We start from the raw sequence: 10883 nt of genomic DNA on the forward strand, positions 1-10883 counted from the left end.
CATGGCCGTACCCGACCGCCCGAAGCTGTACCACATCTGCCACGTGGACCGGCTGCCGTCCATCATTGCCAGCGGCGGTCTGCTCTCCGACGCGGCTGTGGTGCAGGCTGCGGCGCCCGGGACGGTCATCGGCATGAACCACATCAAGCAGCGCCGGATGACGGAGCTGCAGCTGATGAGCCACCCGGGCTTATACGTGGGACAGTGCGTGCCTTTCTACTTCTGCCCGCGCTCGGTCATGCTCTACCTGATCCACAGGCAGAACGCGGACCTGGCCTACAAGGGTGGACAAGGGCCCATCGTGCACCTTGAAGCCGATCTGCACGCGACTGTGACCTGGGCCAATGCCCAGGGGCTGCGATGGGCGTTCACGCTCTCGAACGCTGGGGCGCGCTACTTTGAAGACCGCGCCGACCTTGGCCGGCTGGGCGAAGTGGACTGGAATGCGGTGGCTGCCCGCAACTGGAGTGCCCAGAAGGAAGGCAAGCAGGCGGAGTTCCTGCTGGAGCGGGGCTTCCCCTGGCAATTTATTGAACGCATTGGGGTGCTGTCGCAGCCCATTGCTAACCAGGTTGCACATGCGCTGCCCGTTGGAGGCCACAGGCCCACGGTGGAGTTCATGCCTGCCTGGTACTACTGAATCGGAGACTGACCATGATCGAACTCACCAGTGGTGACATCCTGAAGGACGACTCGGATGCCATCGTGAACACGGTGAACTGTGTCGGCATTATGGGCCGCGGCATTGCGCTGCAGTTCAAGAACGCCTGGCCGGAAAACTTCAAGGCCTACAAGGCGGCCTGCGACCGCGAGGAGGTACAGCCGGGCCGCATGTTCATCTACGACACGGAGCAACTGACCGCCCCGCGCTACATCGTCAACTTCCCAACCAAGCGCCACTGGAAGGGCAAGAGCCGCATGCAGGACATCGACGCCGGCCTTGAGGCGCTGGTGCGCGAAGTTGCGCTCCTGGGCATCCGCTCGATAGCCATCCCGCCGCTGGGCAGTGGCCTGGGCGGGCTGGAGTGGGACGAGGTGCGCCCGCGCATCGAGGCCGCCATGCAGGCGCTGCCCGATGTGCGTGTCCGCCTCTATGAGCCCAAGGGAGCCCCGCAGGCGGACAAGATGCAGCACAGCCGCGAGGTGCCCCGCATGACGGCCGGCCGGGCGGCGCTCGTCGAGCTGATGAACCGTTATGTGCAAGGTCTGCTCGACCCAGCCATTTCGCTGCTGGAAGTGCACAAGCTGATGTACTTCATGCAGGAGGCGGGCGAGCCGCTGCGCCTCAGCTACGTGAAGGCGCCGTATGGCCCGTACGCGGAGAACCTTCGGCATGTGCTGCAGAAGATCGAGGGGCACATGGTGGCGGGGTACGCCGACGGTGGCGATGACCCCACCAAGCCATTGACCGTGGTGCCCGGAGCCATCGAGGAGGCAGGGGCCTTCCTGGGTGAGCATGTGGATACCCGCGCGCGTTTCGACCGCGTCGGTGATCTGGTTGAGGGCTTCGAGACGCCGTTCGGGCTGGAGCTTCTGGCGACCGTGCACTGGGTGGCTTCCCACACGGTCGCAGGTGCGGTCGTTGAAGACGTTGTCCGGGAGACGCATGCCTGGAACGACCGGAAGAAGCAGTTCACCACGCGGCAGATCGGTATTGCATTGAACGTGCTCGATGCCAAGGGCTGGCTGCCTGCCGCAGAACAGGTGGGTGCATGAAGCTGCATTTCGAGCCCGATCTGGATTACCAGAAGCAGGCCATCGAGTCGGTCTGCGACTTGTTCCGAGGTCAGGAGGTCTGCCGAACGGAGTTCACCGTCACGATGCGCCTGCCTGAGCAACAGCTCCCCTTGGGTGTAGCCGAAACCGACCTGGGCGTGGGCAACCGCCTGACCCTTCTCGATGACCAGTTGCTGAAGAATTTGCAGGACGTCCAAATGCACAACGGCCTGGCGCCAGCCGGAACGCTGGCCTCTGGCGATTTCACTGTCGAGATGGAGACTGGCACAGGGAAGACCTATGTCTACCTCCGCACGATCTTCGAGCTAAACAAGCGCTACGGCTTCACCAAGTTCGTCATCGTCGTGCCATCGGTGGCCATCAAGGAAGGCGTCTACAAGTCGCTGCAGATCACCGAGGAGCACTTCAAGGCCCTGTACGCCGGCGTGCCGGTGGACTTCTTCCTGTACGACTCGGCCAAGCTGGGGCAGGTGCGCAACTTCGCCACCAACTCGGCCATCCAGGTGATGGTGGTGACGGTCGGAGCCATCAACAAGAAGGACGTCAACAACCTCTACAAGGACAGCGAGAAGACCGGTGGCGAGAAACCCATCGACCTGATCCGGGCCACGCACCCCATCGTCATCGTCGACGAACCGCAGAGCGTGGACGGCGGCCTGGGCGGCGCGGGCAAGACTGCGCTGGATGCGATGAACCCGTTGTGCACCTTGCGCTACTCGGCCACTCATGCCGACAAGCACCACATGGTGTTCCGGCTGGACGCAGTGGATGCCTACGAGCGCAAGCTGGTCAAGCAGATAGAGGTGGCGGCGGCCACCGTTAAGGACGCCTTCAACAAGCCCTATGTGCGGCTGGTGGGCGTCACCAACAAGCGCGGCCGCATCAGCGCGCAGCTGGAACTGCATGTGCAAGAGGCTTTCGGGCCGAAGCCGAGGGAGGTCTCGGTCAGCGACGGCGACGATCTGCAGCAGGTCACCAAGCGCGCGATCTATGCCGACTTCCGCGTCGGCGAAATCAACACGGCCAAGGGCTCCGAGTTCGTCGAGCTGCGCTACCCCGGCGGCGAGGTGGCGCTGACCATCGGCCAAGCGCTCGGCGGCGTGGACGAGTTGGCTGTGCAGCGGGAGATGATCCGCCGCACGATTCGCGAGCATCTGGAGAAAGAGAAGCTGCTGCGACCCAAGGGGATCAAGGTGCTGTCGCTGTTCTTCATCGAGTCGGTGGATCGCTACCGCAAACTCGATGCACAAGGCCAGGCGGTGAAGGGCGACTACGCGCGCATCTTCGAGGAAGAGTACCACCGCGCGGCCAAGCTGCCCAGCTACCAGAGCCTGTTCGCTGAGGTTGACCTGACGACGGCTGCCGAGGAGGTGCACAACGGCTATTTCTCCATCGACAAGAAGGGGGGCTGGACAAAGACGGCCGAAAACAACGCGGCCGGTCGCGAGAACGCGGAGCGGGCCTACAACCTCATCATGAAGGAGAAGGAGCGGCTGCTGGACTTCGCCACGCCGCTGAAGTTCATCTTCAGCCACTCGGCCCTCAAGGAAGGCTGGGACAACCCCAACGTCTTCCAGATTTGCGCGCTGCGCGAGATGGGCTCCGAGCGCGAGCGCCGCCAGACCATTGGCCGCGGCCTGCGCCTGTGCGTGAACCAGGCGGGGGAGCGGGTACGCGGCTTCGACGTCAACCGCCTGACCGTCATCGCGACCGAGTCGTACGAGGACTTCGCGGAGAACCTGCAGAGGGAAATCGAGGCCGACACGGGCATCCGCTTCGGCATCGTCGAGCCGCACCAGTTCGCAGGCATTCCGGTGGCCGGCGCTGACGGGCAGGTGACGGCCCTCGGGGTGGAGCAGTCCAAGCTGTTGTGGGAACACTTGAAGGCTGCTGGACACATTGACGCCAAGGGCAAGGTGCAGGACTCGCTCAAGCAAGCCCTGAAGGACGGCACGCTCGCATTGCCCGATGCGTTCGCCGCACAGCGAACACAGGTGCTGGAGCTGCTGCGCAAGGTGAGCGGTCGCCTAGAGGTGAAGAACGCGGACGAGCGGAAGACGGTGGCGTTGCGCAAGGGCGCAGATGGCAAGGCGATCACACTGGGCGAGGAGTTCAAGGCCTTGTGGGACCGCATCAAGCACAAGACCACCTACCGGGTTCAGTTCGACAACGCGAAGCTGCTTCAAGACTGCACGAAGGCGTTGCGCGATGCGCCGCCGATCCCCAAGGCGCGCCTGCAATGGCGCAAGGCCGACATCGCCATCGGCAAGGCCGGAGTCGAGACCAAGGAGCAAAAGGACGGCGCTTACACCGTCGGGCTGCACGAGTCCGGCATCGAGCTGCCAGACCTGTTGACGGACCTGCAGGACCGCACCCAACTGACGCGCCGCAGCTTGGTCACCATCTTGACCGAGTCGGGGCGCTTGGATGACTTCCGCCGCAATCCGCAGCAGTTCATCGAGCAGACGGCCGAGCAGATCAACCGCTGCAAGCGCCTCGCGCTGGTCGACGGCATCAAGTACCAGAAGCTGGGTGACCAGCAGGTATACGCCCAGGAGCTGTTCGAGCAGCAGGAGCTGACCGGTTACCTGAAGAGCATGCTGCAAGACACGGCCAAGTCCATCCACGAGCATGTGATCTACGACTCCGCCACCGAGCGCGACTTCGCCCAAGCGCTGGAGTCCAACCAGGACGTAATGCTGTACGCCAAGCTGCCCAACTGGTTCAAGGTGCCCACCCCGTTAGGCAACTACAACCCGGACTGGGCCGTTCTGCTGCAGAAGGACGGCGTGCAACGCCTGTACTTCGTGGTGGAGACGAAGAGCAGCCTGTTTGCCGACGATCTGCGTGACAAGGAGTGGGCCAAGATCGAGTGCGGCCGCGCTCACTTCGCAGCACTGGCGACGGGAGAAAACCCGGCGCGCTACTTGGTGGCGAGGTCCTTCGATGATGTGCTGCAGTCGGTAATCTGACGTGCTGCCGGCACGAGAGGCCGCTTCTCGAGCGAGTGAGACCGAGCCAAACAGTGAGCCTGGTTTTTTCTATCGCGCAGCGCTGGTAGACGATCATCGAAGCTCACCAATGGTGGCAATCCCGCACGAGGGTCATATGTCTAAGCTTTCACCCATAGCTCGAGAGGCTTCAAGATGCACGATCAACGCTCTCATTGCCGCTTCTGCATAGGTTGTACCCAAGTGGCGTGTTGAGCCGATTGCACAAACTGCCATACCGTCTGCAACACTTAAAGTTGCGCCCATTGCCTGGGCCATATCGAGCGGCACATGGGAATAGTCAGCATGGAAAGACGAGTGCGTCGGTGGCAATTGGCCACCGAAAACCGCAATCCTCTCAGTTCCGGCATCTTCCCACCGAAGTGCAAACGGTCCTCCCGGTGATCCAAGCATTTCGAACTCGGCAGCCTTCGCGAAAAGATATTCCAGGTGTACACCGGCCGGTGGCGGGCGAGGGTTAGACATCGAAGCGTTTCCTTTTTTCTCGGTCATCAAATGGTTGATATGACTATTTGTGATTAGTCTATTTTGGACTATTCCAAGATGGACTAGACGATCTCGGGGTTTCAGGGCTGGACCTCCGATGCAAAAGTCAATTCACACACAGGAGTACGCCGCGTTCCTCCGCCTATTGCGTCAGGCTCGCGAAGACCGAGGAGTTACGCAGAACCGCCTAGCTGATCTGATGGAAGCCACACAAACCTTCGTGAGTAAATGCGAACGAGGAGAGCGCCGACTAGATGTCGTAGAGCTTCGGCAATGGTGTGTTGCCCTGGGCGTGGAGTTCACCGATTTCATTCGGCAATTAAACGATCTTAGCAAGGGGCCACAAAGGCGGTCGGAAGCTGACTAAGTTCCGATGCCTGACAGGCAATGGAGGAACACGGTGTGCCCGCGATTAGCCGACCGCTCCCCCACCAGGCCGGCTGCACGCCCTCTAATGAGTCCAAGAGCATGCAACGCAGTAACTTTCACAGCACTGGCCGGGTCCTACGTGGTTCCTGCGGAAGTTGCTGCAAAATGATATAGATGTCCGTGGAAGTTCCTGGACTTCGATGGACATGAAAAAAGCCCTAAGCTGTTGAAGCTTAAGGCTTTTTAGACGTTCTCGGACAAGCGAAGAACTGTTTATGGTGGCCTGGGGCGGAATCGAACCACCGACACAAGGATTTTCAATCCTCTGCTCTACCGACTGAGCTACCGGGCCTAAGCCTCAAATTATAACCAGAAAAAAGAGGCGTTCTGAAACTCTGACGACTTAATTGCGTTTGCCGCGGCCCAGGTCCACGCCGAGCTGGCGCAGCTTGCGGTACAGGTGGGTGCGCTCCAGGCCCGTTTTTTCGGCCACTCGTGTCATGGAGCCGCCTTCGCGCGCCAGGTGGAATTCGAAGTACGCCTTCTCGAAACCGTCGCGGGCTTCACGCAGCGGCCGGTCCAGATCGAAGCCCTGGTGCGCATGCGGGCCGGGGTCTTTCGTCACCACGGGCAAGGCCGCCACCGGAGCGCCCTGTGCCTCGGGTGCGATTGGGATGGCAGCAGCGGGCGGTGGGGTGGCGGCCGCCGTGGTGGCCGATGCCGCCGGCTGGGCGGCGCTGCGCGCCAGGCCCTGTTCGACCGCTTTGAGGAGCTTCTGCATCGTGATGGGCTTTTCCAGGAAGGAAAAGGCGCCGATGCGGGTGGCTTCGACCGCGGTGTCGATGGTGGCGTGGCCGCTCATCATGATGACCGGCATGGTCAGCGTGCCGGCCATGGCCCATTCCTTGAGGAGCGAGACGCCATCGGTATCGGGCATCCAGATATCGAGGAGCACGAGGTCGTACGCATTGGCGGCACGGGCGGCGCGGGCCTGCGTGGCGTTCTCTGCGAGGTCCACGCTGTGCCCTTCATCGTTCAGAATTTCCGACAACAGGTCACGGATGCCCAGTTCGTCGTCGACCACCAGAATGTTTGCCATGGGTTTTGATCAGCCTCGCGATACGTTTCCAAGTGTTGTTAATGTGCCACCACGTGGCCAGGGGCGAATGATAGCGACACTTGCGCGCCCAGCACCACCCCTTCTTCCACCCGATTGACAAGATCGACACGGGCCCCATGCTCGTCGGCGATCTTCTTCACTACAGCAAGTCCCAGGCCAGTGCCTCGCGGCTTGGTGGTTACATACGGTTCGAAGGCGCGCTGAAGGATGTGGTTGGGAAATCCGGTTCCGCTGTCGGTCACCGTCAGCCGCACGCGCCGCGACGACTGGCTCCAGCGCGTGGTGATGCGCACGGGTGCGCCGGCGGCCCCGCCCTGCTCGCGGGTGGGCTCGCTGGCGTCCTGCGCGTTCTGCAGCAGGTTGTGGATGACCTGGCGCAGTTGCTGGGCATCGCCCGCGATCTCGGGGCAACGGGGATCGAGTTCGGCCTCCACGGGCACGGTCGCGTTCTCGGCGCCGTAGAGCTGCAGCACGTCGGTGACGAGGGCGTTCAGGTCGAGCGCATGCAATTCCGCAGCGGGCAGGCGGGCATAGTCGCGAAACTCGTTGACCAGCCGCTTCATCGCATCCACCTGATCGACGATGGTGCGCACGGATTTGGTCAGCACGGCCTGCTCGGCATCCGGCAGCTTGCCGGAGAGCTTCATCTCCAGGCGCTCGGCGGACAGCTGGATCGGTGTGAGCGGGTTCTTGATTTCATGGGCCAGGCGCCGGGCGACTTCGCCCCAGGCCTGTGCACGCTGGGCCGAGACGATTTCGGAGATGTCGTCGAACACCAGGAGGCGCAACGCGTTGGGCAGCTCCGCCCCCCGGGCCACCAGGCTGGTGCCATTGGCGGCCACGCCCGAGGCGGGCGAGCCGTAAAGGTCGAAGGAATGCTGCCAGTGGTCCAGTCCATGCTGCTCGCGGTCGCCCAGGAAGGCCTCGAAGTGGCCCTGCACGGCACTGGCGAATTCGGCCAGCCCGGGCACGTCGGCCAGCGGCCGGCCTTCGAAGGCGGCCATCGGGGCCCGCAGGATGCGGGTGGCGCCGGGGTTGGTGGAGCGGATGCGCCCCTCGGCGTCCAGCACGATCACGCCCGCGGTGAGGTTGTCCAGAATGGTCTGCAAGTGGGCCCGCGCCGCATCGACCTCGCCCATGCTGTGCTCGACGGCGGTGCGGGCGTCGGACAACTGCTGGGTCATCACGGCGAAGGAGCGGGTCAGCCCGCCCAATTCATCGTTGCCCTGCAGCACGGCCTTGGGGCTCAGGTTGCCCGATGCGACCTCGCGCACGCCCTCGGCAAGCACCAGCAGGGGGCGTGCCAGTTGGCGGCCCAGCAGCACGGCGAGCAGCACGGCCCCGAAGACGGCCAGGAACAGGCTCAGGGTGAGCGTGCCGATGTACATGCGCCGCAACCCTTCGCGGGCCAGGGCGCGCTCCTGGTACTCCCGGTTGGCTTCCTGCACGGCGATGGCGTTGGACACCAACACCTGCGGCAGCCGCAGCGTGGCCTGCAGGTAGCGGGGTTCCACCAGGAGCCCGACGCTGGCGTTGCCGACGGCCACGAGGGTCTTGACCCGCGCGTTCTGCACGGCAGCGGGGTCGGCGATGTCGTCCAGCCCCTCGATCTGGAAGGTGGCGCGCTGCTGGCGCGCGTTGCGCAGCAACTGGGCGCTGGGCCGCTCGGGGCTGAGATCGAACCGGGATTGCCCGGCACTGGCCACCGGCTGGCCCGCCGTGCTGAACAGCACCACGTCGCTGGCCCCCAGCTGGTCGCGGATGCGTTCGAGCACCACGCCGGCCGCCGCGTCGGGCACCTGCGCCAGTTGGCTGCTGGCGGTGCGTGTTTGCATGGCCATGTCGCTGGCGATCGTGTCCAGCGTGACCCGGGCCAGGCTGACGCCGGCGGACAGGGCGCCCTCCACCTTCACGTCGAACCAGCTTTCGATGGAGCGCGACACGAACTGGTAGGAGACCACATAGATCAGCAGACCGGGCAGCAGCCCCACGACCGCAAAGATGCCCGCCAACTTGACCAGCAGGCGGCTGCCAAACCGCCCCCGCCGCAGCCGCACCGCCAGGCGCACCACGACCCACACCAGCACGGCGAGCAGCAGCACGGCCACCAGGACGTTCAGGCCGAACAGCCAGGCGTAGTTGCGCTCATACAGCGCGCGGTTGTTGGTGGCGACGGTGAGCAGGAAAAGCAGCACCAGCCCGATCGCGCACATGATCGCCACGCCCACTCCCAGGGCCCAGCGGGAGGCACGGGCCTGCTGGGGCGTGCGGGGAACGCTGTGGTCGTCGGTCATGGCGCGCGCTCGGCCACGGCGCGCACGCTGCGCGACAGCATCAGGTCCCAGCCCGAGCGTCCCACCGCGCCGATCTGGAACGGGCGGGGCAGTTGGGACATGTCGAGGCGGAACTGGAAATGCACGGTATACGGCCCGCCGGAGACCTCGTCCGCGTCGGCGATCTTCCAGCGGCTGATGCGCTGCATGGCGGAAAGCGCGTCGCCCAGTTCGTCGAAGTTCTGGCCCAGGGCAACCCCCAGCCCGGTGTTGGCGAACGGCGTGGCGGACTGATTGAGGCGCCACCGGCGCGTGAGCGGCTGGTAGCTCAGGCGCAGGTAGCGCACCGAGTGGGCCACCGCCTTGTCGTACCAGTACCAGCGCTCGCGAACCACATCGGCCTCGGCCACGAAGTACATCGAGATGCCCTTGTAGAGGGCATCTTCCGCCAGCTCGGGCAGGTCGAAGTGCAGCGTGGTCGACAGGTACAGGCCCTCGTCGTTGGCTTCGACGCGCAGGTCGCCCGCGTCGGGCTGCGCCAGCACCGCCGGGGACCACAGCGCCAGCCACATGCACAGCAACGCAGCCACGGCCACCGAAAGCCACGCGGCAGGGCGCGAAGCGGTCCGTTCAGCCGGCATGTTTTTGCAACAGCGCGTAAAAGAATCCGTCATGGTCACCCGGACGATTCTCCGAGACGCCGCCGCTTTCGTCCGGTTTGCCGGGTATTAAATGGCCGGGAGATGGCAGCAAACGGGCGTCGGTGTTGCGCGCAAGAAACGTTTGCACCTGTGCTTCACCCTCGGCACGAAACACGGAGCAGGTGCAGTAGAGCAGCCTCCCGCCGGGCCGCAGCAACGGCCAGAGCGTGGCGAGCAGGCGGGCCTGCTGCTGGGCCAGTTGCTCGATGTCGGACTCGCGCCGCAGCCAGCGCACATCGGGGTGACGTCGGACGATGCCCGAGGCCGTGCATGGCGCATCCAGCAAGATGGCATCGAACCGCCCGCCCCCACTGGCGTCCAGCCACCCGTCCTGCGGCCGTGCCGCATCGGCCACGAGGACCTGGGCCCGCACCCCCACCCGGTCCAGCGTTTCGTGGATGCGGGTGGCGCGGTCGGCGTCGATTTCAAGCGCCACGACCTGCATCGGCGAGGCGGCACCCGCGTATTCGAGCAAGTGCGCGGTCTTGCCGCCGGGCGCGGCGCAGGCGTCCAGCACGCGCAGCGGCTGCGACAGGTCCAACCCCTCCAGCAGCAGCGGCGCCGCCATCTGGGCCGCGGTGTCCTGCACCGAGACGTGGCCGTCTGCAAAGGCCGGCAGTTGCTGCACGGCCACCGGGCGGTCCAGGACGATGCCGAACGGCCCTGCGGGAAATGCTTCCAAATTAATAGCAGAAAGCCCTAGTAAATATTGCGCTGGAGTCGTTTTTTTGCACATTGACCCGGAGCGCCATCGGCGCGTGGGCATTGTTGGCCTGCAGGATCTGCTGCCAGTGCTGCGGGTGGTCCTTGCGCAGCCGGGCGATCCACCAGGCCGGGTGGTTCCACTGGGCGACCGGATCGCCGTCGGTGGCGGCCACCAGCGCATCGCGTTCGCGCAGAAAGCGGCGCAGGCAGGCATTCAGGAACGGCGCCTGCGCTTGCGATGCCGGGTTGCGCTTGGCCGCTTCCACCGCCTGATTGACGAGGGTGAACGCCTCGTAAGGCGCCTCGTCGGGCGACCAGGCCAGCGCCAGGGCCGTGCACAGCAGGGCGTCGGCCCGTGGCGGTGGGTTGCGCGGCGCCAGTTGCTTGCGCAGCGCCTGCGCCCGGCCCAGGTTGCGCAGCACCTGGAACAACAGCGCCTGCACCCCGGGCCGCAAGCCCGGCTCGACCGCGGCCAGGGCCC

General features: G+C 64.5%; 8 protein-coding genes, 1 tRNA gene and 1 pseudogene. 4 read left to right on the forward strand and 6 right to left on the reverse strand.

All coding sequences use genetic code 11. From position 1 onward, the window contains the following. Position 1: 1 nt before the first annotated feature. Genes darT through AC27KI_RS05735 form a run of 3 tightly spaced genes read left to right on the forward strand, consistent with a single transcriptional unit; the run spans position 2 to position 4709 of the window. Positions 2–640, forward strand: a complete 639-nt coding sequence (gene darT / locus AC27KI_RS05725) for a type II toxin-antitoxin system toxin DNA ADP-ribosyl transferase DarT (protein ID WP_487112987.1) — start codon at positions 2–4, stop codon at positions 638–640. Positions 641–654: 14 nt separating this feature from the next. Continuing rightward, positions 655–1716, forward strand: coding sequence for a type II toxin-antitoxin system antitoxin DNA ADP-ribosyl glycohydrolase DarG (gene darG / locus AC27KI_RS05730; RefSeq protein ID WP_487112989.1), 1062 nt, complete (start codon positions 655–657; stop codon positions 1714–1716). Next, entirely contained in the window at positions 1713–4709 is a 2997-nt protein-coding gene (locus tag AC27KI_RS05735; protein ID WP_487112991.1) for a type III restriction-modification system endonuclease, read from the forward strand. The genes darG and AC27KI_RS05735 overlap by 4 nt, the downstream gene beginning before the upstream one ends. Before the next feature lie 132 nt (positions 4710–4841). Here AC27KI_RS05735 and AC27KI_RS05740 read toward each other — a convergent pair whose 3' ends face one another. After that, positions 4842–5240: a hypothetical protein gene (locus AC27KI_RS05740; RefSeq protein WP_487112993.1), complete on the reverse strand. Its 399-nt coding sequence runs from the start codon at positions 5238–5240 to the stop codon at positions 4842–4844. 91 nt (positions 5241–5331) lie between these two features. Between AC27KI_RS05740 and AC27KI_RS05745 the strand changes: the two genes are divergently transcribed. Further along, complete coding sequence (locus tag AC27KI_RS05745; protein ID WP_487112995.1) at positions 5332–5601, forward strand: helix-turn-helix domain-containing protein; 270 nt, start codon at positions 5332–5334, stop codon at positions 5599–5601. Between the two features lie 278 nt (positions 5602–5879). Here AC27KI_RS05745 and AC27KI_RS05750 read toward each other — a convergent pair. The 5 genes and pseudogenes from AC27KI_RS05750 to rsmB form a co-directional block, all read right to left on the reverse strand. Beyond that, positions 5880–5955 (reverse strand) — tRNA-Phe (locus AC27KI_RS05750). Between the two features lie 51 nt (positions 5956–6006). After that, positions 6007–6702, reverse strand: a complete 696-nt coding sequence (locus AC27KI_RS05755; RefSeq protein ID WP_487112997.1) for a response regulator — start codon at positions 6700–6702, stop codon at positions 6007–6009. A gap of 38 nt (positions 6703–6740) precedes the next feature. Next, positions 6741–9017, reverse strand: coding sequence for a sensor histidine kinase (locus tag AC27KI_RS05760; RefSeq protein ID WP_284407167.1), 2277 nt, complete (start codon positions 9015–9017; stop codon positions 6741–6743). Beyond that, entirely contained in the window at positions 9014–9637 is a 624-nt protein-coding gene (locus tag AC27KI_RS05765; RefSeq protein ID WP_317355489.1) for a DUF4390 domain-containing protein, read from the reverse strand. The genes AC27KI_RS05760 and AC27KI_RS05765 overlap by 4 nt, the downstream gene beginning before the upstream one ends. Continuing rightward, positions 9627–10883, reverse strand: a pseudogene (rsmB, locus tag AC27KI_RS05770) (16S rRNA (cytosine(967)-C(5))-methyltransferase RsmB); the annotation flags it as partial. The pseudogene rsmB and the gene AC27KI_RS05765, both read right to left, overlap by 11 nt.

It is taken from the genome of Acidovorax sp. KPB24-03, from assembly GCF_057546605.1.

What these genes read in the sequence shown, in the direction of transcription:
- darT (WP_487112987.1), top strand. Translation starts at nt 2, where the DNA reads ATGGCCGTACCCGACCGCCCGAAGCTGTACCACATCTGCCACGTGGAC.
- darG (WP_487112989.1), top strand. Translation starts at nt 655, where the DNA reads ATGATCGAACTCACCAGTGGTGACATCCTGAAGGACGACTCGGATGCC.
- AC27KI_RS05735 (WP_487112991.1), top strand. Translation starts at nt 1,713, where the DNA reads ATGAAGCTGCATTTCGAGCCCGATCTGGATTACCAGAAGCAGGCCATC.
- AC27KI_RS05740 (WP_487112993.1), bottom strand. Translation starts at nt 5,240, where the DNA reads ATGACCGAGAAAAAAGGAAACGCTTCGATGTCTAACCCTCGCCCGCCA.
- AC27KI_RS05745 (WP_487112995.1), top strand. Translation starts at nt 5,332, where the DNA reads ATGCAAAAGTCAATTCACACACAGGAGTACGCCGCGTTCCTCCGCCTA.
- AC27KI_RS05755 (WP_487112997.1), bottom strand. Translation starts at nt 6,702, where the DNA reads ATGGCAAACATTCTGGTGGTCGACGACGAACTGGGCATCCGTGACCTG.
- AC27KI_RS05760 (WP_284407167.1), bottom strand. Translation starts at nt 9,017, where the DNA reads ATGACCGACGACCACAGCGTTCCCCGCACGCCCCAGCAGGCCCGTGCC.
- AC27KI_RS05765 (WP_317355489.1), bottom strand. Translation starts at nt 9,637, where the DNA reads ATGCCGGCTGAACGGACCGCTTCGCGCCCTGCCGCGTGGCTTTCGGTG.